This is a genomic window from Isoptericola sp. b515 (assembly GCF_030588125.1).
Lineage (GTDB): Bacteria > Actinomycetota > Actinomycetes > Actinomycetales > Cellulomonadaceae > Isoptericola > Isoptericola sediminis.
Genome location: NZ_JAUQYR010000004.1, coordinates 42562 through 65741, shown reverse-complemented (window position 1 = coordinate 65741; position 23180 = coordinate 42562). Strand labels below are relative to the sequence as shown.

At 73.1% G+C, this 23180-nt stretch carries 20 protein-coding genes, 1 tRNA gene and 1 other RNA gene; 6 read left to right on the top strand and 16 right to left on the bottom strand.

All coding sequences use genetic code 11. The annotated features are described in order from the left end of the window. Positions 1-3: 3 nt before the first annotated feature. The 8 genes from Q6350_RS12275 to ffs form a co-directional block, all read right to left on the bottom strand. Positions 4-843 (bottom strand): CPBP family intramembrane glutamic endopeptidase, encoded by an 840-nt coding sequence (locus Q6350_RS12275; protein WP_305066312.1) that lies wholly within the window; start codon positions 841-843, stop codon positions 4-6. A gap of 152 nt (positions 844-995) precedes the next feature. Further along, on the bottom strand, positions 996-2513 hold the full coding sequence (locus tag Q6350_RS12270) for a serine hydrolase (protein ID WP_305066311.1): 1518 nt from the start codon (positions 2511-2513) through the stop codon (positions 996-998). Positions 2514-2552: 39 nt separating this feature from the next. After that, positions 2553-2984 carry an NUDIX domain-containing protein gene (locus Q6350_RS12265; protein WP_304604534.1) on the bottom strand — a complete coding sequence of 144 codons (432 nt, stop codon included), beginning with the start codon at positions 2982-2984 and terminating at the stop codon, positions 2553-2555. Then, positions 2981-5575, bottom strand: coding sequence for a DNA polymerase III subunit gamma and tau (locus Q6350_RS12260; protein ID WP_305066310.1), 2595 nt, complete (start codon positions 5573-5575; stop codon positions 2981-2983). The genes Q6350_RS12265 and Q6350_RS12260 overlap by 4 nt, the downstream gene beginning before the upstream one ends. 89 nt (positions 5576-5664) lie before the next feature. Further along, complete coding sequence (locus Q6350_RS12255) at positions 5665-6318, bottom strand: methionine ABC transporter permease (protein WP_304607470.1); 654 nt, start codon at positions 6316-6318, stop codon at positions 5665-5667. Beyond that, on the bottom strand, positions 6315-7394 hold the full coding sequence (locus Q6350_RS12250; protein WP_305066308.1) for a methionine ABC transporter ATP-binding protein: 1080 nt from the start codon (positions 7392-7394) through the stop codon (positions 6315-6317). Before Q6350_RS12250 ends, Q6350_RS12255 begins: the two co-directional genes overlap by 4 nt. Position 7395: 1 nt before the next feature. After that, positions 7396-8283, bottom strand: a complete 888-nt coding sequence (locus tag Q6350_RS12245) for a MetQ/NlpA family ABC transporter substrate-binding protein (RefSeq protein WP_305066307.1) — start codon at positions 8281-8283, stop codon at positions 7396-7398. Between the two features lie 408 nt (positions 8284-8691). Next, positions 8692-8788: signal recognition particle sRNA small type (gene ffs / locus Q6350_RS12240), an RNA gene on the bottom strand. 145 nt (positions 8789-8933) lie between these two features. On the opposite strand from ffs, the gene Q6350_RS12235 reads away from it, so the two are divergent. From Q6350_RS12235 to Q6350_RS12225, 3 genes are all read left to right on the top strand, one after another. After that, positions 8934-9018 (top strand) — tRNA-Ser (locus Q6350_RS12235). A gap of 300 nt (positions 9019-9318) precedes the next feature. Continuing rightward, a complete protein-coding gene (locus Q6350_RS12230) occupies positions 9319-9615 on the top strand; it encodes a type II toxin-antitoxin system VapB family antitoxin (RefSeq protein ID WP_171245656.1) in 297 nt (98 codons plus the stop codon). 36 nt (positions 9616-9651) lie between these two features. Further along, a complete protein-coding gene (locus tag Q6350_RS12225; protein WP_305066305.1) occupies positions 9652-10326 on the top strand; it encodes a LytR C-terminal domain-containing protein in 675 nt (224 codons plus the stop codon). A gap of 37 nt (positions 10327-10363) precedes the next feature. Here Q6350_RS12225 and Q6350_RS12220 read toward each other — a convergent pair whose 3' ends face one another. The 6 genes from Q6350_RS12220 to Q6350_RS12195 all read right to left on the bottom strand — a co-directional run bounded on the left by Q6350_RS12220 (position 10364) and on the right by Q6350_RS12195 (position 18175). Beyond that, a complete protein-coding gene (locus Q6350_RS12220) occupies positions 10364-11704 on the bottom strand; it encodes a uracil-xanthine permease family protein (protein WP_304604540.1) in 1341 nt (446 codons plus the stop codon). Positions 11705-11821: 117 nt separating this feature from the next. Further along, positions 11822-13954, bottom strand: coding sequence for a glycosyl hydrolase (locus Q6350_RS12215; protein WP_305066304.1), 2133 nt, complete (start codon positions 13952-13954; stop codon positions 11822-11824). Beyond that, positions 13951-14682: an HlyD family efflux transporter periplasmic adaptor subunit gene (locus Q6350_RS12210; RefSeq protein ID WP_171245660.1), complete on the bottom strand. Its 732-nt coding sequence runs from the start codon at positions 14680-14682 to the stop codon at positions 13951-13953. Before Q6350_RS12210 ends, Q6350_RS12215 begins: the two co-directional genes overlap by 4 nt. Then, a complete protein-coding gene (locus Q6350_RS12205) occupies positions 14679-16433 on the bottom strand; it encodes a cellulose synthase catalytic subunit (RefSeq protein WP_304607465.1) in 1755 nt (584 codons plus the stop codon). Before Q6350_RS12205 ends, Q6350_RS12210 begins: the two co-directional genes overlap by 4 nt. 192 nt (positions 16434-16625) lie before the next feature. Continuing rightward, the gene (locus Q6350_RS12200) at positions 16626-17549 is read right to left on the bottom strand and encodes an LLM class F420-dependent oxidoreductase (RefSeq protein ID WP_304604543.1); all 924 of its coding nucleotides are present in this window, start codon (positions 17547-17549) and stop codon (positions 16626-16628) included. An 8-nt stretch (positions 17550-17557) separates the two neighbouring features. Further along, a complete protein-coding gene (locus Q6350_RS12195) occupies positions 17558-18175 on the bottom strand; it encodes a DsbA family protein (protein ID WP_305066303.1) in 618 nt (205 codons plus the stop codon). A gap of 98 nt (positions 18176-18273) precedes the next feature. Here Q6350_RS12195 and Q6350_RS12190 point away from each other — a divergent pair, with 98 nt between their 5' ends. From Q6350_RS12190 to pnuC, 3 genes are read left to right on the top strand one after another with little or no spacing between them, the layout of a single operon-like run. Continuing rightward, the gene (locus Q6350_RS12190; protein ID WP_246246253.1) at positions 18274-18501 is read left to right on the top strand and encodes a hypothetical protein; all 228 of its coding nucleotides are present in this window, start codon (positions 18274-18276) and stop codon (positions 18499-18501) included. Between the two features lie 44 nt (positions 18502-18545). After that, entirely contained in the window at positions 18546-19325 is a 780-nt protein-coding gene (locus Q6350_RS12185) for a TetR/AcrR family transcriptional regulator (RefSeq protein WP_171245664.1), read from the top strand. 8 nt (positions 19326-19333) lie between these two features. After that, a complete protein-coding gene (gene pnuC / locus Q6350_RS12180) occupies positions 19334-20029 on the top strand; it encodes a nicotinamide riboside transporter PnuC (RefSeq protein WP_305066302.1) in 696 nt (231 codons plus the stop codon). A 372-nt stretch (positions 20030-20401) separates the two neighbouring features. On the opposite strand, the gene Q6350_RS12175 is transcribed toward pnuC, so the two are convergent. Next, complete coding sequence (locus Q6350_RS12175; RefSeq protein WP_171245666.1) at positions 20402-21646, bottom strand: acyl-CoA dehydrogenase family protein; 1245 nt, start codon at positions 21644-21646, stop codon at positions 20402-20404. Between the two features lie 138 nt (positions 21647-21784). Then, complete coding sequence (locus Q6350_RS12170) at positions 21785-23101, bottom strand: Nramp family divalent metal transporter (protein WP_305066301.1); 1317 nt, start codon at positions 23099-23101, stop codon at positions 21785-21787. Positions 23102-23180: the final 79 nt, after the last annotated feature.

Genomic DNA, 23180 nt, shown 5'->3' with positions numbered 1-23180 from the left:
CGCTCAGGCTGCCCGGTGGGCGCGGTTCCGCGCCGCGTCGAACCCGAGGCGACCCCTGGTCACGAGGACGAGCACGACCGCGGCGGTCACGAGGGTGGCCCCGATGGCGACGTCCACCGCGAGGTTGTCCGCGCGGAGCACGAGGTGGTCGAGCGCCGGGGTGAAGCTCCCGTGCAGCAGGATGCACAGCAGGACGCTGCCGGTGCGGTTGTAGAGCCAGGTGTAGAAGAACGCGAACACCATCGGACCGACGAACCCGAGCCCGTACAACGGGAGGTGCCAGACTCCCCAGACCACCGCGAGGAGGCAGGTGGCGGCCAGCGGGGCGAAGCGGTCCTGGAGCCGGGGCAGGGCGAACCCTCGCCAGCCGGGCTCCTCGAACCCACCGCCGACGGTGGCCACGAGCAGGAACGTCCCGAGGTAGGCGGGCAGCCGCTCGCCGAGCAGCGCGAGGTCGATCTCCTGACCGACCAGGGCGAGCTCGACGTTCACGATCGCGAGGAGCAGCGGCGGCAGGCCGAGCGCGTAGAGGTAGTACCGCAGCGGGACGCGCCACCGGACGATCTGCCGCGCCCACGGACGGACGGGCGCCCCGGTGCCGCGGAGCACGATCAGCGCGGAGGCCGCCGGCCCGAGCCCTCCCACGAGCAGCAGGGCCTGGGCCGCGGGTCCGCCGAGGCCGGCGACCAGGGGCACCCACAGGGTCCACGAGATCCCGTAGGCGAGCACGACGAAGGCGGCCAGCGGATGCGCCGCCACCCAGCGGCGCAGGGCCCGTGGACGGTGGTCGGCGGTGCCGGGGGGCCGCGGGGTTCGCGGGGGTCCGGCGTCCGGTGTCGTCATGGTGCGCCCCCGGGGCGGTCACGTGGTCACTGAGCCCTGCTGCGACCAGCCAACCCCGCCCGCCGTCGGGACGGTAGGGACCAACGGCCCGACCGCACGGGACTCCTCGCCCCGTCCGCCGGACCCGCTCGCGCCGGACGCGCCGCCCGCCGTCACACCTGGCGCGGCGGCTCCCGTCGCGCTCCGACCCCCGTCGCACGCAGCAGAGCGGTCCGGCCGAACGACACCGGCTGGTCGGCGGCCACCTCGACCCGGTGCCCTGCGGCGTCACCCCCGAACGAGAGCCGGACCTCGAGGGTGAAGGGCGTGCCGCACCGGATCATGCGGAGGGTCAGCTCGTGACCCCCCGTCCAGGCGGCGGCCCCGGCGACGGCGACCCGCTCACCGTGGTCCAGCTCGGCACGGCCGGTGACCCACCGCCCGAGACCGCACCGCACCGTGTGCTCGGCGCCGCCCGGCGCACCGACCCACCGGAACGCCAGGTCACCGTCGACGCGGTCCACCGAGATCGCGTGCCAGGGCAACGGGGTGTCGGACGGCGCGGCCTCCGCGTCGTCCTCCGGGTCCAGCACGAACCAGCAGCCGCGCACCACGTCCTCGAGCACGCCGTGCTCCCAGCCTGACGGCGTGAGGACCGCCAGGTCGTCCGGGGCGAACGACGTGGCATCCGCGGGCTGCGGGGAGCCGAGCTCCGGCACCCGGTCGAAGGCGCGGCCGAGCGTGTCCCAGATCGCGTCCAGCTCGGCCGCGGTCTCGGTGGTCCCGCTGGTCAGCACCACCACGGCGTCGTGCTCCGGCCAGACGACGACGAACTGGCCGAACGCGCCGTCGGCCCGGTACGCACCGTGCCGGCACCGCCAGAACTGGTACCCGTAGCCCTGCTCCCAGTCGGGCTTCTCGTCCGGGCCGTTGTCCACCTGCGCGGCGGTCATCTCGTCGACCCAGGACGCCGGGACGAGCTGCCGGCCGCCCCAGCGGCCCCGCCGGAGCCAGAGCTGCCCGAGCGCCGCGAGGTCCTCCGTGGTGACGGCGAGCCCGTACCCGCCGACGTCGATCCCCTGCGGGCTCTGCTCCCAGGTCGCGCCGGCGATGCCCAGCGGCTCGAACAGGCGGGGGGTCAGCCAGTCGAGCAGCCGCTGCCCGGTGAGCCGGTGCAGGATCGCGGACAGCAGGTACGTGGCCCCCGTGTCGTACACGAACCGGGTCCCCGGCGCGTGGACCATCGGGGAGGCCAGGATGTCCCGTGCCCAGCCCGACCCGGGTCGGTGCGGGTTCCGCAGGGTGAAGTTCATGGTGTCGGTGCCGTGACCGCTAGTCATGGTCAGCAGGTCGCGCACGGTCATCGCCGCCAGATGCTCCGGCGGGTCCGCGGGGGCGTCCTCCGGCAGCAGGTCGACCACCCGGTCACCGGTGCCGAGCAGCCCCTCGTGCACGGCCATCCCGACCGCCGTGGCGGTGACCGACTTGGAGACCGAGAACGTCCGGTGCGGATCGCCCGGGGCGAAGGGATCCCACCACGCCTCGGCGACCACGTGACCGTGCCGCAGCACCATCAGGCTGTGGACGTCACGGACCTGGTCGAGAGCCGCGACGAGGCGCCGCAGGGACTCGGGGTCGACCCCCTGGGACACGGGGGTCGCGCGGGGCAGCAGGTGGTGCGTCGTCGTCACGGAACCACTGTCGCAGGTCGAGGCCGAGGCTCCGGCGGGCTACCCCGGCGTCGTCCGGGGCCGCCCGGCACCGAACCGGGACATCAGCTCCTGCGACAGCGGGGCGACGGGGAACGGGGTGACGGGGTCGTGCGGGTCGACCCAGCGCAGCTCGGCGAGCTCCGCGAGCGCCCGGGGCTCGAAACCCGTCGGCAGCTCGACCTCGAAGACGTGCGCGTCGACGACGTGGTCGGGCTCGTTCGCGGCCGTGGCATGGTGCTGCCCGAGGGCCCGCACGCGCGGCGGGGCGGCGTCCAGGCCGATCTCCTCGGCGCACTCGCGCAGGAGCGCGTCGCGCGGGGACTCGCCGGCCTCGATCTTGCCGCCCACCTGGATGAACGTCCCGGTGCGCTGCTTGCGCACGAGGAGCCACCGGCCGTGGCGGACGATGACGGCCGCCACGATGTGCAGGGTGGTGGCCGCCGCGGTCACGCCTCGTCCGCCGTCTCGTCGATGATCTTGCCGTCCAGCATCTTGACGACGAGCGGCACGCCGACGAGACCGGAGGAGACCAGCTCGGCGTCCGTGTCGGAGGTGTCGTCCTCGTCCGGCGCCGTGGCCGGCGTCGCCGGGGACCGCTCGGGTGCCGGCGCGGCCGTCGCGGCGGCGGAGCGCATCCGGTGCGGCCACGGGTCCGCCGACGGCCCGACCGGTGCCGGCGTCCCGGTGGACGCGGAGGTGTCGTGCGACCACGACACCGTCGGGGCTGCGGCGACGGCCTCGTCCGGATCCGGCCGGGCCGGCGCACCGCCGGACGGCGCGGCCGACGCGGCCGACGCCGCGCTCTGCGACGTCGCGGCGGACGCCCCGGCGAGCCAGGCGTCGTCCGCGGCCCGGGCGGCGTCCGCCGCCGCGTCGTCGGCGCGGTCGTGCGCGGGTCCGTCGGGGTGCGGCGCGCTGTCGACCGGATCGGCCACCCGTTCGGCGACGGCGACCCCGGTGCGGCCCGTCGTGGCCGCCGAGACCTGGGACGGGGCCGACGGCGCACCGCCGTCGGCTCCCTGGGGGGCGGGCCCGTCCGACTCCGGGGCCTCCTGCGACCGCGACGGTCCGGACTCCACCGCGGGCTGTTCGCCCGGCGCCGACGCGGGTCCGGGCGCCCCGACGGTGACGTCGATCTGCGCACGCAGGCCCAGGGTCTGGTAGACGGCTTCGGCGAACGCCTCCAGGTGCCGCGGCTGGGAGAAGTTCCGGGCCAGTCCCTCGGTCTGGAAGCTGAGCCGGAGCCGGTCACCCGCCAGCGAGCCGATCTGCGCGTTCTGCTCGACCAGCGCCCGGGTCACCGGGCTGGCGAGGTTGGCGACGATCTCCTCCCACCGGCGCCGCAGGTCCTCGGCCGTCGTCCCCGTCGGCTCCGCGGACGGTGCCGGCGCGGCGGGCTGTTCCTGCGGGCGGGCGGCGGGCGGTGCGGTGGTCGCGCGCTCCTCGGTGGCGGAGACCCCGACGGGCGGCTCCGCCGCGTCCACCCGGTCCGTCACCGGGGCTTCGGGCTCCGTGGTGGATCCGGGCTCGGACGGCTCCGTACCGACCGGCTCGGCCGGTGCGGGCGGCTCGGTCGCCACCGGCTCGGTGGTCTCGCGCGCCTCCGTGGGCGCGTCGTCCGCCCCGGGCGTCGCCTCGACCGGCGCCGGTGCGGGAACCTGAGCAGGCGCCGCCTCCCGCGGCGACGGCTCGGTCGGTTCCGGGACGGGCTCGGGGGCGCTGACCTCCGCCACGGTGCGGCGGCTCCGGGCCAGCGCGGCGCGGGCGGCGGCTGCACCGGACAGCCCCGCAGGCGCGGTCGGCTCCTCCGCCGGCTCGGCCGCCACGGCCGGTGGCGTCGTCGTGCCGGGCACCGCACCGACCGGTCCCGCGGCCACCGCACCCCGCTCGAGACGGTCCAGACGAGCCGCGAGCCCCTCCGTACCGTCGTCGGCGCCCGGCCGTAGCAGACGGGCGCACAGCAGCTCGAGGTGCAGCCGGGGCGAGGTCGCCCCGGTCATCTCGGTCAGGGCGGTGTTGACGAGGTCGGCGGCGCGGGAGAGCTCCGAGAAGCCGAGGTTGGCGGCCTGGTGGCGCATCCGCTCGAGCTGGTCGGCGGGCAGGTCGCGCAGCACGGCGTCGGCGGCCTCGCCGGAGACCGCGATGACGATGAGGTCGCGCAGGCGTTCGAGGACGTCCTCCACGAAGCGGCGGGGCTCGTGACCGGTGGCGATGACGTGGTCGATGACGCGGAAGATCGAGGCCCCGTCGCGGGCGGCGATGGCGTCGACGACGTCGTCGAGCAGGGTGCCGTGGGTGAACCCGAGCAGGCTGACCGCGAGGTCGTACTCCACGGTGCCGGACGAGCCGGCGATGAGCTGGTCCAGCACGGAAAGCGTGTCACGCACCGATCCTCCGCCGGCGCGGGTGACCAGCGGGACCACACCGGCACCGAGCTCGATCCCCTCGGCGGCGCAGAGCTGCTCGAGGTAGGGACCGAGCACGTCCGGCGGGACCAGCCGGAACGGGTAGTGGTGGGTGCGCGAGCGGATCGTGCCGATGACCTTGTCCGGCTCCGTCGTCGCGAAGACGAACTTGATGTGCTCCGGCGGCTCCTCGACGATCTTGAGCAGCGCGTTGAAGCCGTGCGAGGTCACCATGTGCGCCTCGTCCAGCACGAAGATCTTGTACCGGTCGCGGGCCGGGGCGAAGGTGGCGCGCTCGCGCAGGTCGCGGGCGTCGTCGACGCCGTTGTGGCTGGCGGCGTCGATCTCGACGACGTCCAGCGAGCCGGGACCGCCACGGGCCAGCTCGACGCACGAGGGGCACTCGCCGCACGGGGTGTCCAGCGGCTTCTCGGGGGTGTTCCGGTGGCAGTTGAGCGTGCGCGCGAGGATACGGGCCGACGTCGTCTTGCCGCAGCCGCGCGGTCCCGAGAACAGGTAGGCGTGGTTGGCACGACCGGTCCGCAGCGCCTGCCGCAGGGGCGCGGTGACGTGGTCCTGGCCGATGACCTCGGCAAAGGTCTCGGGCCGGTAGCGGCGGTACAGAGCGGTCGTCACGCCAGCCACTGTAGACGTCGGGGGCGACACGAACATCCCGCCCGGCACCCGTCCGTCCGGCGCCGCCCCGGGGCGCACCTCGACCCGCCTCAGCGCCGCAGCGCGCGCCGCGCCAGGGAGTTCCCCAGCCACTGCACGAGCTGGACGATGACGATGATGATCACCACGACCAGGGCCGTCAGCGCCCAGTCGTACTGCCGGTAGCCGTACACGATGGCGAAGTCGCCCAGCCCGCCCGCGCCGAGGTAGCCGGCGATGGCCGACATGTCGAGCACCCCGACGAACAGGAAGGTGTAGCCGAGGATCAGCGGGGACAGCGCCTCGGGCACGACGACGGTGCGCACGATCCGCAGCGGCGAGGCGCCCATGGCCCGGGCCGCCTCGATGACGCCGGGGTCGATCGAGACGAGGTTCTGCTCCACGAGCCGGGCGAACACGAACGACGCCATGACGCACATCGCGAAGGTGAACGCCCCGGTCCCGATCGTCGTCCCGACCACGGCGCGGGTCACGGGGCCGAGCGCCACGAGGAAGATGATGAACGGGATCGGTCGCACGACGTTGACGGCGACGTTCAGCACGGCGAACAGGCCGCGGTGCTCCAACAGGTTGCCGGGGCGGGTCAGGTACAGCCCCAGGCCGAGCGCCAGGCCGCAGACGCCGCCCACGGCCAGGGTGATCAGCACCATGAAGACGGTCTCGCCGAACGCCTGCCCCAGCAGGGGCACGAGGTCCGGGCTCATCGGTCGCTCCCCTCGGCCGCGGGTCGGGCGGCGGTGCCGTGGTCGACGACGGTCGTAGCGGCACGCAGCCCGTCCAGCGCGGCGTGCACCGCGGTGTCGTGGCCGACGAGCTCGAGCGTGAGCGAGCCGTAGGGACGCTCGGCGACCTCGGTGATGCCGCCGTAGATGACCGTGCCGTCCACGCCGTGCTCGGCCAGGACGCGGGTGACCTGCGCGGACGCCCCTGCCACCTCGTCGATCCGGACGGTGACGACCCGTCCCGGGTGCCGTTCCCGCAGCCGGTCCAGCACGGCCGGTGACGGCACGTCCCGCAGGGCCGAGGCGACGAACCGCCGCGTGACCGGGTGCTGCGGTGCGCTGAACACCCGGTAGGCGTCGCCCAGCTCGACCACGCGACCGGCCTCCATGACGGCGACCCGGTGGCAGATCGAGCGCACGACCTCCATCTCGTGGGTGATGACCACGACCGTGATGCCGAGCTCGCGGTTGACGCGCTGCAGCAGGGCGAGCACGTCCGCCGTCGTCTCCGGGTCGAGCGCGCTGGTGGCCTCGTCGGCGAGCAGGAGCCGGGGGCTGGTGGCCAGCGCCCGCGCGATGCCGACGCGCTGCTTCTGCCCGCCGGACAGCCGCGCCGGGTGGACGTCGGCCTTGTCGCCGATGCCCACGAAGTCGAGCAGCTCGCGCACCCGCGCGTCCCGGTCGGCGCGCGGCCACCCGGCGACCTCCAGGGGGTAGGCGACGTTCCCGGCGACGGTCCGGGAGGCCAGCAGGTTGAACTGCTGGAAGATCATGCCGATCCCGGCCCGGACCGGCCGCAGCTGCGCCTCCGACAGACCTGTCAGGTCGGTGCCGTCGACGACGACGGATCCCGCCGTCGTCGTCTCCAGGGCGTTGACGAGCCGCACGAGGGTGGACTTGCCGGCCCCGGAGTAGCCGATGACGCCGAAGATCTCGCCGGCGTCGATGTCGAGGGTGACGCCGTCCACGGCACGGACCGGTGCGTCGCGGCGGCGTCCCCGGCCGCGGGCGGGGAACTCCTTGACCACGTCGTGGAAGCTGAGGAGGGGGTGGCTCATGTCAGCGGCCGGCGAGGTCGGTCTCGATGCCGTCGAGGATCGCCTGCAGGTCGGCGGCGTCGTTGTCCTTGACGACGCCGGTCCCGCCGGAGGCCTCCAGCACGCCGGCCTCGACCTCGGGCGAGTGGTAGATGTCCACGAGCTGCTGCAGCGTCTCGTCCTCGGCGTCGGCGGAGCGCGCCACCCAGACGTTGATGTACGGCGCGGCCGCGGCGGAGTCCGGGTCGTCGGTGAAGATCGCGTCGTCCTCGGTCAGACCCGCGTCGCCCACGAAGTCGTTGTTGATGATCGAGGCGTCGACGTCGGCCAGCGCGATCGCGGTCTGCGCGGCGTCGACCGGCGTGACGGTCACCCGGGACTCCTCCGCGATGACGTCCGCCGGGGTGGAGAACGAGCTCCCGCCGTCGCGCAGGGTGACCAGACCGGCGTCCTGCAGCACGAGCAGCGCGCGGGCCTGGTTGGTCTCGTCGTTGGGGATGGCGACCTGGCCGCCCGCGGGGATCTCCTCGAGGCTCGCGTGGGCGGTCGAGTAGAGCCCCAGCGGGTAGACGGCGGTCGCCCCGATCGGCGTGAGGTCCTCGCCGCGGGCGGCGTTGTAGCCGGCGAGGAACTGCAGGTGCTGGAACTGGTTGAGGTCCAGGTCGCCGTCCGACAGCCCCTGGTTGGGCAGCTGGTAGTCGGAGAAGTTCACGATCTCGACCTCGATCCCCTCGGCCGCGGCGGCCTCGGCGAACGTGTCCCAGTAGTCCTCGCCGGCGGAGACGACACCGACGCGGATCGGGTCGTCGGAGGTCCCGGCCGAGGTGGCAGCGGCCTCGCCGGAGCAGGCGGCCAGCGCCAGGACGGAGGCGGCAGCGCCGGCGGCGAGCAGGGTGGGGCGCAGGGTCATGACAGGGGTCCTTCCGGGCAGGGGCGCACGACGACGAGCCTCGCCGTGGCGCGACGAAGAGGGAGAAGCACAGGGGGAGAGCGGCAGGCCGCGGCCATCAGCGCGCGACGGGCCTGGTCGTCGTCAGCGGTGGACGACGGCGGGGAGCTGGGCGGTCAGCGACCGCACATTCGCGGGGCCGGCATCGCCGCGGTGCACATCAGGCCGCGCAGGGAGGTCTGCGCGGTGCGGTGTGCGGCGGGGGCGATGCGGTGCATGCGAGGAGCAGACCATCCGCCGCACCGGCGCACCAACTCCGTGGGGGAAAAATCTCGCGATACGAACGTCCCGGGTATCGCATATCGAGAAGTCGCTGGTCAGCGCCGGGACGTCGCCGTTGACGCCTCGATCACGCATCCGGCCGAAGACGCAAAGGACCCCTCGCGCACCCGCCAGAGCCCACCTACCCTTGCTGCCTTCCGGCCCTGGGGGAGTTCAGCGAGATGACGCCGCACGAGGGGTCTGCCCACAGCCTAACCGAGAGTGGGCGCCACCTCGAAACCGTCCCGGTCGAGGGTCGCGCACCTCACACCGGGCCGATTCGGAGACTCGGGCCTCCGTCCGCTATTCTGCTGGGGTTGCCCGGCGCCCTGAGCGTCGGTCGCGTCCGAGGAGGATTCGCCTAGCGGCCTATGGCGCACGCTTGGAAAGCGTGTTGGGTTCACGCCCTCGGGGGTTCGAATCCCCCATCCTCCGCCGGCACGAAGGGCCCGCACCTCGAGGTGCGGGCCCTTCGTCGTTCCCGGGCTCCTGCGGGGGCCGCACGGCGCCCGAACGAGCACTGCACGTCACGGACGAGGGAGACCAGCCGAGCACGACACCGCACGAGTCAACGACGAGTCACGGATCGGTGAGGCGAGGGGCGCGATCGCACCTCCCCTGCCCGCTGCCGACGGGCCGGGCCGACGAGATCGTGGTGCGATCGTGACCTCGAGGTGACGAATCCTGACAAGTCGTCCTCGTCGGGCGTCACCCCCGGGCTCTACGATGACGTCCATGATTTTCAAGGCCGTGGGCGACGGGCGCCCCTACCCCGACCACGGACGCGAGGGATCCATGGACTGGTCCGACGTCCCCCCGCGTCAGGTGCGTCTCGACGAGCTCGTGACCACCAAGCGCACGCTGGACCTCGACGCCCTGCTCGCGGAGGACTCGACGTTCTTCGGCGATCTCTTCGCCCACGTCGTCGAGTACCGAGGCGTCCTCTACCTCGAGGACGGTCTGCACCGCGCGGTGCGCGCGGCGCTCCAGCAGCGCCCGATCCTGCACGCCCGCGTCCTGACGGTGGGCTGACCCGCCGTCGCGAGGAATCTCGGGTATTTTCTTCGCGTGACTTCACCAGCCCAGGACCCGGCCCGCGTCGCTCGACGACGTCGCAAGCACGAGCGCCAGGCTGTGGTCTTCGGGCTCCTGATCGCCCTCATGGTGATCCTGGGTCTCGGCGCCCTCGCGGTCTACACCGAGACCATCGACTCCCCGATCAGCGAGCCGATCGTCACGCCGGAACCCGCCTCGGCGAGCATCGAGCCCGCCTGCCTGCCCGTCGCGGAGAAGTGGCCGGACGGCACACCGCCGATGGAGTACTCCAAGGTGAAGGTGCGGATCTACAACGCCGCCGACTACACGTTCAACCTCGCCAGCGCGAACGCCGACGCGCTCACGGAGCGCGGTTTCGACGTCCGCGACACGGGCGACTTCACGTACCAGATCGAGGGCCCCTCGGAGATCCGCTACGGGATCAAGGGCGTGCGGCAGGCGTACACGCTGGCCGCGCAGTACGAGAACGTCCGCCTCGTCATGGACGACCGCTCCGGATCGTTCGTCGACCTGATCGTCGGGCAGGAGTGGCAGGAGCCGCTGTCGGTCGAGGAGGTCCCGCTGGAGACCGGCGAACCCATGACCAACGCGCCGGGGTGCGTACCGCCCGAGGACCTCGACCCGGTGGAGCGCGAGTACGGGTACGAGCGAGGTCCGAACGCGGGCGAGAACGCCGACGAGGCCTGACGAGGTCCGACCCCGGGGACGCGGTCCGCAGCCCTGATCAGTCCGCCGGGTCGGTCTCCCGATCGCCGTTCGCCGACCCGCCGCTCGTCGGCGGGGCGACGGAGGCCGGTGACGCCAGGTCGGGCGTGGTCCCCCGCCACCGACCGATCCACCGCATGCCGTGGTACAGCACGAGCGCGGACGCCGTCCCGAGGGCGATGCCCTCGAAGGTCAGGTCACCGGCGGTCCACGTGTAGTTCGCGATGGCCACCACGAGCGGAACAGCGGCCGTCGTGAGGTTCACCGGGTCGCCGAAGTCGACGCGGTTCTGCACCCAGATGCGGAACCCGAGCACGCCGATCATGCCGTACAGGATCGTGGTGACACCGCCGAGCACACCGGCCGGGACCGTGTTGACGACCTCGCCGAACTTGGGCGAGAACGACAGCACCAGCGCGCCGGCCCCGGCCACCCAGTAGGCGGCGGTCGAGTATACGCGCGTCGCGGCCATGACCCCGATGTTCTCGGCGTAGGTCGTCGTGCCGGAGCCGCCACCCGTCCCGGCCAGCGTCGTCGCGACGCCGTCGGCCAGCAGCGCGCGTCCCATCCGGTCGTCGAGGTCCTGGCCGGTCATCGCGGCGACCGACTTCACGTGGCCGACGTTCTCGGCGACGAGGACGAAGACCACGGGCAGGAACAGCCCGAGCACGCCGGGTTCGAAGCTGGGTGCGGTGAACGTCGGGGCGCCGAACCAGGCCGCCTCCCCCACCGCGGCGAAGTCCACCTCGCCGCGCACGACCGCGAAGGCGTACCCGACGAGCACCCCGACGAGGATCGCCAGGCGGCCGAGGATCCCGCGGAACAGCACCGACACCAGCACCACGGCCACCAGGGTCACCACGGCCGTCACCGGCGCCACCTGGAAGTTGCCCCAGGCCGCGGGCGCGAGGTTGAGCCCGATGAGGGCGACGATCACGCCTGTCACGACCGGCGGCATGACGACGTCGATCCAGCGGGCGCCCGCGAGGTGCACGACCAGGCCGACGACCGCCAGGAGCACACCGGTGACGAAGATGCCGCCGATGGCGGCGGACTGCCCGTCCGAGGCCGTGGCCGCGCCGATCGGGGCGATGAACGCGAAGCTCGACCCCAGGTAGCTCGGCAGCCGGTTGCCCGTGATGAGCAGGAACCCGATGGTGCCGATCGCCGAGAAGAACAGCGTCGTCGACGGCGGGAAGCCGGTGATCAGCGGGACGAGGAACGTCGCACCGAACATCGCCACGACGTGCTGCAGGCCGATCCCGATCGTGCGGGGCCAGGTGAGACGTTCACCCGGGGCGACGACCTCTCCCGGCGCCACGTGCGCGCCGTCACCGTGCTTCGTCCAGCCCAGCTGCATGTCGCTCCGTCCGTCAGCCCTGTGAAGACCCGCACACCCTATCGGCGCACGGGAGCTGCGTCCGCCGACCTGCGGACGGCCCGGCCGGGTCGCCGGGTCGGGGGCGGGTCCTCGGGCTCATTCCGCGCGGCCGTGCAGCCAGGCCAGCAACCAGGAGCGTGTCGACCCGTCGTCGATCCGGTCCTCGGGGAGCTCGCGCGCGACTTCGAGGGCCGCCGTCGCCTCCTCAGGCCCCATCAGGCCGGCGTACATCAGCAGCTGGTCGCCGAACATCACGTCCCACGTGGCGTCGTCCGCCCAGAGGTCCGTGGTCCCCAGCGCCTCGGCGAGGTTGTCGTGCACGCGCGCCGGGTCCTCGCCCAGGTACGTCGAGACCCCGGTCACCGGCAGCACGACGATGCCCAGCGCGGCGCTCGGCTCGGCGGAGAACCACGTCGCACGTTCACGCTTGCCGTCCCACACGAGCGAGGTCACGTCCGCCTGCAGCCCGTCGGCGACCGGGTCGGACCGGTCGAAGTCGGTCCAGTAGGCCCGGGCCGAGGCGGCCTCCAGCGAGAGCATCCACCGGGCCTGGGAGGTCAGGCCCTCGTCCGGGAGCCCGGCCGCCGCCCGCGCGTCGGCCCAGAGGGCCAGCCCGTGCCAGGCGGCGACGGCCTCGGAGGCCGACTCCTGGTTGTTGCCGTCCCCGAACGGTGACGGCCCGGAGGCCCACGAGTGCCCCATGACGACGTCGAGCGTCCGCAGGGCCGGCATCGGCGCCCCGTCCCCGGCGGGCACGTCGGCGGCCGCGGCCACGTCGGCGGCCAGCAGGTCGACGACGGGCGCGACCTCCTCGGCCAGCTCGGCGTCCTCGGCGGCCAGCAGGCCGGCCGCGTACAGGAAGTAGCCGTAGTGGAAGTGGTGGTCGTTGCCCTCCTCGGAGCCGAACGCGGTGGCCTGGCCGACGACCGTCCCCAGGGTGGGCTCCCACGTGAAGCACCGTTCGGGGCGCTCCTCGCAGCCGTCCGGGTCGGTCCACAGCCGCAGGTCCGTCAGCAGGCTCTCGCGCAGGTCCGCGGCGACGTCGTCCATCCCGAGGTCGCGCGCCAGCGTCCACAGCTCGGCGTCCCGCGCGAGCGCCTTGCCGCCGAAGTACGTGTCGGCCGGTCGTGTCTCGGCGAGCACCCGGTCCGCGTCGGCGCGCACCTGTTCGACGAGCTCGTCGCGCGCCGACTCCCCCAGGTCCGACAGTTCGAGACCGACGACCGGCTCCCGTGCCGGCGAGCGCCACGACAGCTCGGTGGCCCGGCAGACGTCGACCGTGCCGAGCACCGTGGCGTAGGAGCCGAGCCCGCACGTGGCGTCGTCGACGGCGTCGCGCTGGTGCGGGAAGCGCACGGCGACGGCCGGCCCGCCGGAAGTCGTCTCGTACCCCACGGTGGTGGTGACGTCGTCGGTCCCGGTCGCGTACGAGACGGTGGACGCCTCGACCGCCTCTCCGGCCGCCCGGACCAGCTCGGGCAGCGCCCCGGAGCCCTCGGCGGGGTCGTCCGGGGCGACCAACCACGCCACCGACTCGCCCTCCCCCAGCTCGAGGGTGCGGCCCGAGCCGTCGAGCGCGCCGGCGGCGTCGAGACCGTCCACCCCGACCAGGGCGTGGGTCCGTGCGTCCACCTCCGCGGTCGCGACGCCGTCCGGCAGCCCGGCGTCGGCGTCGTCGAAGGACCGGTCCAGCCCGAGGCTCTGCGCGGTCCGCGCGGTGTACCGCACGACCGGCGACCCGCGGGTCAGGTGCACGGTGCCGCGCACCTGGTCGTCCTCCGCCACCAGGTCGACGTCGACCGTCGCGGCGTCGTAGCGCGACACGAAGCCGGTGACGCTCTCGCCCACGTCCACCTGAACCTGCGGGGCGTAGCCGCCGGCGATCAGCGTGCCGTCGGCCCGGACGTCGGGCAGCCCGTAGCCGAACCCGGTGGACGTGAGCCCGACGGCGAGCGGCAGCGGGAACACCGGCTGCGGCTCGTCGCCGAAGACCAGGCCGGAGAACCAGCGGTTCGTCGGTGGCGGCAGGCCGTCGGCGAGCCGCATCGGCCCCGGCTCCCGCTCGACGGTGGGCAGCGCGGTGGGATCCACGGCCGGCGCCTGCGCGCCCGCCAGGGAACGATCGGTGGCTGCCGGGCCCGCGGCCTCGTCGCCCCCCGGTTCCGTCGTCGTGCACCCGGCGGCGGCCAGGACGACGGCGAGCAGCACAGCGACCGGCCGCCGCGTCACAGGCCGATCCTCTGCAGGAACCGCTGGAACGCCAGGTCGACGTCGGCCATCGGGCCCTCGTCGTGCAGCTGGACGCTCGCGACCACGGGCGTGCCGGGCAGGACGAGACCCTCGCCGGCCTGCTCGGTGAGCGACTCGCTGTCGATCAGGAGCGTGGCCTCGGCACGGTTGCGGGCGTTGTCGACCGCGATGGAGTCGACCTGGCCGGTGACCTCGCGCTGGTCGGGCAGGGTGATGCTGACGGGGGCGCCGGGCTTGATCCGCGCGAAGTCCGCGGGATCGAGCAGCAGCTTCGCGTCCACGGCCGTGGAACCCTCGCGGTGCAGCGTCGCGACGACGTCGCCGGCCTGGACGAACCCTCCGCGCGTGGTGGTGATGTCCGCGATCGTGCCGTCCGAGGGCGCGACGACGGTCATCTCCCCGTCGTCCGTGACCTCGTAGGAGGCCGTCTCGCGGGACACGGTCCCGGACGAGAGGTCGTGCGCGAGCACGAGGCTCCGCATCCGGTAGATCGGGTCGCCCTCGGCGACGGTGTCGCCGGGGTCGACGAACGACTCGACGACCGTGCCGGGGTAGTCGGTGCCGACGGCGACCTCCTCGGCCACGATCATGGCCTGGGCGGAGGTGGCCTGGCTCTCCCGCCGGTTGAGCACCAGCGTGAGGGTCGCGCAGAGCGCGAGGACGAGGACGAACCCGAGGAGCAGCTTGAATCGTGTGGCCCAGGTCATGCGGCACCTCCGGCGGTGACGGTCGGGGAGGACGAACGGTCGAGGCGGGCCCGGCGGTCGGCCCGCTTGCGGACGCGGCGGGCCGCGCGCTGGGACCTCACCGCCTGTCGGTGCTCCTTGACGGCCGTGACGAGGAAGCCGCCGAGGATGAGGGTGTTGGTGAGGTTCCAGGCGAGCGACAGGTTCGGGACCGGGTCGCCCCAGTGCTTCCAGAACCCGACCGCCGAGGTCACCGCCAGGAACACGAAGCACAGGGTCTGCGGGACGATCACGTCGAACGGTGACGCCGAGCCGCCGGAGCTGCCCGTGACCGACCAGGCCTGCTGCTTGCCCGTCAGCGCGTTCCAGAACGCCTTGACGTAGATGGGCCACGAGACGGCCGCCAGCAGCAGCACCTCCCAGCGGAACGAGCCGAGGGTGAAGAAGGCCAGGGCGATCTGCAGCCCGTAGAAGCCCAGGTAGTACAGGGCCCAGGTGCCCACCGACACGTCGAGCTGCATGGGCGTCAGGTCGAGGTAGATCGTCAGCGGCGGCACCAGCAGGAGCAGCAGCGGCGCGATCCCCGACAGGTAGTGGGTCGAGGTCACGAAGTACTGCAGCCGCTGGTCGACGGTCAGCTTGCGTCGCGGGGACAGCGGGTTGTGCTGCAGCAGGATCTCGAACCCGCCGGTGGCCCATCGCAGCTGCTGCTTGGCGTAGGCGACGATCGTCTCGGGGGTGTCGCCGACGGCGAGCGTCTGCGGGATGTAGACGGAGCGCCACCCACGCTCGTGCAGGTGGATGGACGTCCACACGTCCTCGGACTTGGAGTCGGTGTACATCCCGCCGATGTCGTCGATCGCATCGCGACGGAACACGACGTTGGTCCCGACGCAGAAGGCGGCGTTGAACCGGTTGCGGCCCGGCTGGACGAACCGGTAGAAGACCGCCTGCATGTAGCCGGCGCCCCGGGAGATCAGCGAGTTCATGTTGCCGTAGGTCTGCGGGGACTGGACGAACGCGACCTCGTCGCGCACGAAGAACGGCACCGTCTCGGTGAGCAGCTCGGGGCGGGGGACGAAGTCGGCGTCGAGGATGACGAAGTAGTCGCCCTTGACGATGCTCAGCGCGTGGTTGATGTTCCCGGCCTTCTGGCCCCCGCTGGACAGACGCTGGATGTACCGGGCCCCGAGCGTGGCCGCGAGGTCGCGCACCTCGTCGTCCCGTCCGTCGTCGAGCACCCAGGTGCGGTGCTCGCCGTGCACCGCCACGGCGGCGCGGACCGTCCGGGCGATGGTGTCGAGGTCCTCGCCGCACGTCGTGATGAAGATGTCGACGGTCACGGGTCGGTCGTCGAGGTAGAGCCGCCACCGGGTGGGGTCGTCGGTGGCACGGTCCCGCAGGATCTCGGGCGTGTCGAAGAGGCGTTCGCGGGCCTGGTGGTAGGCGAAGTCGCGGGGGTCGTGGCCGGAGGAGAGCACCGTCCACATGGCCAGCAGGGCCAGCGCCAGCAGCACGCACTCGGCCACGAGGACCAGCCCGTAGGGCAGGAGGTCACCCCGGTTGTCCGGGTTCAGCAGGAAGACCGCGTAGGCGACCGCGCCCAGGGTCGCCAGCAGCATGATGAGCATGAGCGACGGCGACTGGGCGGCGGCGTTCGCGTCACGACGACGCGCGGCCGACGTCGGATCGCCCGGGATGGTCGGCGGCGGGGCGGCGGTGGTCCCGGCAGGAGACAGGTGCTCCGGCGCGCGAGGGTCCAAGGTGGTCACGGGGGCGTCCCTTCACGGAGGCCGGACGATCAGAACGCCGCCCGGAACGACGAGAGGTGGGCCCCCTCGTTCGGGGGCCCACCTCGTCGTCTCGTTCCACCGTAGGTCGGTGCCCGGACCCTGTCGCGCGGGATGGGCCGTGTGGTGAACATCTTCACTCCGCGGCAACTGGCCGGTAACACCGCGGGACCGTCAGAGGTGCGGGGCGACCTCCCGCGCCACGAGCTCCAGGTGGTCGAGGTCCTGCTGGTCGAGCACCTGCAGGTAGACCCGCTCCACGCCCTGCTCGCGCAGGGACGCCAGCCGGTCCACGGCCTCCGTCACCGTGCCCGCGATGCCGTGCTCGCGCAGCTCGGCGGGCTCCCGGCCGATGGCCTCGGCACGGCGGGTGAACTCGGCCTCGTCCTTGCCCACGGCCAGCACGAGGGCGACCGACTGGGTCAGCGACCCGGGCGCACGTCCGGCGTCGGCGAGCGCCTGCTCCATGACCGCGATCCGCGGCCCGATGGTGTCGAGCTCGGGGAACGCCTGGTTGTACTCGGTCGCGAACCGCGCCGCGATCCGCGGCGTCCGCTTCGGCCCGCCACCACCGACGATGACCGGGATCCGGTCCTGGACGGGCTTGGGCAGTGCCGGGGAGCCCTCGAGCGTGTAGTGCTTCCCGGTGAAGTCGAAGGTCTCCCCGACCGGTGTTCCCCACAGCCCGGTGAGGATCTCGAGCTGCTCCTCGAGGATCCCGAACCGCTTGTCCGGGAAGGGGATGCCGTAGGCGGCGTGCTCGGCGGCGAACCAGCCGGTGCCGAGCCCGAGCTCGACGCGGCCGCCCGACATCTGGTCCACCTGGGCGACCTGGATCGCCAGCGGGCCGGGCAGGCGGAACGTCGCGGAGGACACGAGCGTGCCGAGGCGCACCGTGGACGTCTCGCGGGCGATGCCGGCGAGCGTGGTCCACGAGTCGGTGGGGCCGGGCAGCCCGTCCCCGCCCATGGCCAGGTAGTGGTCGGACCGGAAGAAGGCGCTGAAGCCGAGCTGCTCGGTCGCCTGCGCGACGGCGAGCTGGGTGTCGTAGGAGGCGCCCTGCTGGGGCTCGGTGAAGATGCGCAGGTCGAGCGGCATGGTGCTCCTCAGCTGTGGACCGGGTGCTCGTCGCGGGACCGCTTGAGCTCGAAGAAGTGCGGGTTGCCGGCCATCGTGACCGCGGCGTCGAACAGGCGGGTCGCCTCCTCGCCGCGCGGGACGCGCGTGAGGACCGGACCGAAGAACGCCACGCCGTCCACGTGCAGCGTCGGGGTGCCGACCTCCTGGCCGACGGGGTCCATGCCGGCGTGGTGGGAGGCGGCCAGGGCCTCGTCGTACGCGTCGGACGTCGCGGCCTCGGCGAGCTCGGCGGGCAGGCCGGCCTCGGCGAGGGACTCACGGATGACGACGTCGACGTCCTTGACGTCCTGGTCGTGCCAGCGGGTGCCGAAGGCCGTGTAGTACGCCGACAGGGCCTCGTGACCGTGGTCGGTCTGCACGGCGGCGGCGACGCGCCCCTGGGCGCGGCCGTCCTCGATCATCTGCCGGTACTCGGCCGGGATGTCCTTGTCCTTGTTCAGCAGGTACAGGCTCATCAGCTTGAACGTAAGCTCGACGTCGCGGTGCTCCGCCACCTCCAGGGCCCAGCGCGAGGTCACCCAGGCGAAGGGGCAGGTGGGGTCGATGTAGACGTCGACGGTGGGCGTGGTGTCGGTGGAAGTCATCGTGCGCACGATACTCCGGCGTCCGGAGCGGCTCGCGGGGATCGTGCGGCATCTCACGGCCCGGCGTGCGCCGCGGGCAGGTCGGTAGGCTCGGCGTCGTGCTCTCGATCGTGCGCAAGATCCCCTGGGCGAGCATCCTGACGATCGTCCTCGCCGGCGCCTTCTCCGCCGTGGCGCTCTTCGCCGCGCTGCGGGGCCGTGTGTGGGCATGGCTGCCGTTCACGCTGTGCGCGGCCGTGCTGGTGCGCGAGCTCCGGTACCTGCAGCGGTCCCGACGCGGGCACGTCGGGTTCGACGCCCCGGACCGGCGGGCCGAGCGCGACTGACGCGGCGGACGCGTGGCCCCCGCACGGCGAGTAGCCTCCTGCCCATGACAGCCGCACGGACGAAAGCCCACGCGCAGGCCGTCGACGCCGCGATCGACCTCTTCTCCCGCCAGGGCTACGAGCGCACCACCGTCGAGGAGATCGCCGACGCCGCCCGGGTCAGCCGCGCCACCTTCTTCCGGCGCTTCCGCTCCAAGGAGGACGTGGTCTTCGCCGACCACGAGCTGCTGCTGGAGGAGGTCGTGGTGATGCTCGCCGCGACCCGCCCCGAGGCGCGGGCCAGCGAGGAGGCCAGCAACCACGACGCCGCCTGGGACCCGGCGGTCGACCCGTACCTGGAGGTCTGCCGCGCCGCCCGGTTGGTGTTCGACCACCACGTGGGCCAGCGCGAGACCTCCCTGGCCCGGCACCGGCTGCTCCAGCAGGTCCCGGCGCTGCGCGACCGCGAGCTGGTCACCACCCACCGCTACGAGCGGGCGTTCACCGCCTACCTGCGCGACACCCTGCCGACCGAGCGGTCGTCGTCGACGATGTCGATCGCGTTCGCGGCCTCGGTGGTCGCCGTGCACAACGCGGTGCTGCGCCGGTGGCTGCGCAACCCCTACCTGGACCTGCGCCCCGACCTGGAGGAGGCCTTCGCCGACCTGCGCAAGGTCGCGACCGCCCCGACGGACGGCCCCGCACCGGACAGCGCCCGGGCCGGAGCGGCTCCGGCCGAACCCGACGGCCGCGGGCCGGGCAGCAAGCGGGTCGTGGTCGCCGTGCTCGAGGAGGGCGCGGGGCCCGACGACGTCGCCCGTGCCGTCCGTGACGTGCTGGCCTGAGGACCACGATGATCGAGTGGCTCTTCGACGCGACCTTCGCGATCGGTGACGAGCAGATCCTGTGGCGAGAGGTGATCGGCAACGCCTTCGGCCTCGCCTCTGCCCTCGGCGGGATGCGCCGCCGGGTGTGGGCATGGCCCGTCGGCATCGTCGGCAACGTGCTGCTGCTGACGGTGTTCCTCGGCTCGGTGTTCGGCGACGCGAGCCGGGCGGACATGCTCGGCCAGGCGGGCCGCCAGGTGATGTTCATCGCCGTGTCGGTCTACGGCTGGATGCGCTGGCGCGAGACCCGGCGTCAGGACCTCGAGCTGCGGGCGGACGGCAAGGTGCCGACGTCGGGCGCCGAGGGCGTGCACCCGCACTGGGCGACGTGGCCCCAGCGGGCGTTCCTCGTCGGTGCCCTGCTGGTCGGCACCGCCGTGCTGACCCCGTTGTTCCGGGCGCTGGGCTCGTACGAACCCGTCTGGGCCGACGCCTGGATCTTCATGGGCTCGCTGCTGGCCACCTACGGGATGGCCCGGGGGTGGGTCGAGTTCTGGTTGGTCTGGGTCGCCGTCGACCTCGTGGGGGTGCCGCTGCTGTGGTCGGCCGGCTACTTCGCCACGTCGCTGATGTACGTCTTCTACGGCGTCTTCACCCTGGTCGGGTTCTTCGTCTGGTGGCGGGTGCACCGTCGCGAGCAGATGGCCGTCGGCGCCGGCTGAGCAAGCCGGTCTGACCCGGGTCCGCCCCGCGGTCGCCCTCCCGTCCGCCCGTCCGCCACGCGTTCGGCAGTTCCTGCCTGGATCGGCAGCTCAAGGTGCCGATCCAGGCAGGAACTGCCGAACGGAGTCCTCGCGTGCGGCACCTCCCGGCCCCGGGGACGACGAAGCGCCGCCCCACGTGGTGGGGCGGCGCTCGTCCGTTGTGCACCGCCTCGCCGGCTGGTGATCGGACCAGCAGGTGCACGGGCCGGCGTCGATCCACGCCGGGGTCTGTGGGGGGCGATCAGGCGAACAGGATCAACCCCGCGTCCGCCGTCGCCTCCGCTGCGGGCGAGTGCCTTGCTGCGCTGCGGCCCTCACCCTCGCTGTGGCTCAGGCGAACGCGGACACTCCCGTGATGTCGCGGCCGATGATCAGCGCGTTCATGGACTCGGTGCCCTCGTAGGTGTGCAGGGCCTCGATGTCGGCGAAGTGCCGGGCGACGCGGTTGGCCAGCAGGATGCCGTTGCCGCCGAGCATGTCGCGGGCGATCGAGGCCACCTCGCGGGCGCCACGGGTGCAGGTGTACTTGGCCAGCGACGCCTGCTCACCGGTGAGCTCGCCCTTCTCGGCGAGCTCGGTCAGGCGCGCCACCAGGAGCTGGAGCTGGGTGACGGTGGAGAGCATCCGGGTCAGGCGCTCCTGGACCATCTGGCGGGCGGCCAGCGGCTTGCCGAACTGGACGCGCTGCGTGGAGTAGGCCAGGGCGGACTCGTAGCAGGCGATGGCGTGCCCGACGGCGGCCCAGGCGACGCTCAGACGCGTGGCGAAGAGGACCTCGGACGTCGCCTTGAACGACGTGGCGCCGGGCAGCGCGGCGTCGGCCGGGACGAACACGTCGTCGAGGACGATGTGTGCCTGCCAGATGGCACGCAGCGACATCTTGCCCTCGATCGTGGTGCCCGTGTACCCGGGCGCGTCCTGCGGGACGATGAAGCCGTGCACCTGGTTGTCGCCGTCATCACCGACGAGGCGGGCCCAGACCACGGTGATGTGGCCGCAGGAGCCGAACCCGATCCACTTCTTCTCGCCGTTGATCACGTAGCCCTCGACGCCGTCGCGGACCGTGCGCTCCGCCGTCGTCTCCAGCGAGACCGAGTCCGAGCCGTGGGTGGGCTCGGTGAGCGCGAAGGCGCCGAGGATCTCGCCGCGGGCCATGGGCTCGGCGTACTGCTCGATCTGCTCGGGCGAGCCGTGCATGACGATGGAGCGCAGCGCCAGGCCGCCCTGGACGCCGCAGACCGTCGCGACCGAGCCGTCGCCGCGGGACATCTCCATGCTGGCCAGGCCCTCGGCCATCAGCGAGACCGTCGGCCGGCCGGGCACGTCGACGCCGTCGCGCAGGAAGTCGCGCTCGGCCAGACCCTTGACCAGGTCGAACGGGACCTCGGCGCGCTCCCAGTACCCGTCGATGACCGGCAGCACCTCGTCCTGGACGAACTGGCGGACGGCGAGCTGGTGCTCGCGCACCTCGGGGGCGATCCCGGCGAAGGCGCCGGCGTAGTCGACGTCCGAGGCGGCGGTGAGGTCGTAGTCGGGTGCGGTGACGCCGATCTGGGTGGGGGCGTTGCGGCTCATGAGGTTCTCTCACTCTCTACGGGGGCGGCCGCGCCGCCGCAGAGGCTGGTGACGACGGCGTCGGCCTGCTCCTATCATGCTCTGCAACCGAGTCTCACGTCAAGCGATACGCAGTATCAGGCGGTGGCCGTTCGCCGGTCAGCCCGCGACGGTGAGCCAGAGCAGCGCCACGTTGAGCCCCACGATGATCCCCGCCACCAGCCACGCCACCGCCTGGGTGGCGCGAGCGTTGCGGAACCGACCCAGCAGCCCGGCGTCCGCGGTGACGCGCACCAGCGGGATCATCGCGAACGGGATGCCGAAGCTCAGCACCACCTGGCTCAGCACCAGCAGATAGGTCGGCGAGACGTCCGTCGAGAGCAGCAGCAGCGCGGGCACCAGCGTGACGACCCGCCGCACGACCAGCGGGACCCGCAGGTGCAGCAGCCCGGCCATGATCTCCGAGCCCGCGTAGGCGCCCACCGCCGTGGACGCCAGCCCCGAGGCGAGCAGCCCGACGCCGAACAGCACCGCGACCGCCGGGCCGAGCGCGTCGGCGATGGCCGCGTGCGCCCCCTCGATGGTGTCGGTGTCGGCACGACCCGGCAGGTTGGCCGCCGCGAGCAGCAGCATCGCGATGTTGACCCCGCCGGCGATGACGAGCGCGGCGACGACGTCGATCCGCGTGACGCGCAGCAGGCGCTCCACCAGGCCGGGGTCCGGCACCGACGGGGCGTCGACCTCCGTGGGTGATCCGTCCGCCCCGCGGAGCTCGGTGAGCACCTCGCGCACCGCGAGGTCGTGGCGCACCCGGTCGCGGGCCAGCGAGCTGTGCAGGTAGATCGCGTGCGGCATCACCGTCGCACCCAGCATCGAGGCCGCCAGCAGCACCGAGTCGGTCCCGGCGAACCGCGGGACGAGCCCCTCGACGACGGCACCCGGGTCCGGCGGGGCGACGACCAGCCCCGCGCAGAACCCGACGACGATGACCCCGAGCATCGTGAGCACGACCGTCTCGAACACCCGCTGGCCCCGGCGCTGCTGGATCGAGAGCACCAGCATCGAGACCACGCCGGTGATGAGCCCGCCGAGCACCAGGGGCACGTCGAACAGCAGGCGCAGGGCGAGGGCGCCGCCGATGACCTCGGCCAGGTCCGTGGCCATCGCGACCGCCTCGGCCTGCAGCCAGTAGGCGATCCGCCCCCGCCGGGTCATGCGGTCCGCCAGGACCTCGGGCAGCGAGCGCCCCGTGACGACCCCCAGCTTGGCCGACAGGTACTGCACGAGCACCGCCATCGCGTTGGCCATGACCAGCACCCACACGAGCAGGTAGCCGAACTCGGCACCGGCGGTGAGGTTGGCGGCCACGTTGCCCGGGTCCACGTAGGCGATCGCGGCGACGAAGGCGGGGCCGAGCAGGGACAGGGCACGCAGCCGGCGCAGGGCACTCCGGGACGATGCGGCTCGCGGCCTCACGGGGCCTCCTCGATCTCGAGGCCGGGGAACTTCGGGTCGTCGCGATCGTAGTCAGCACCCTCGAGACGCGGCCACCTGC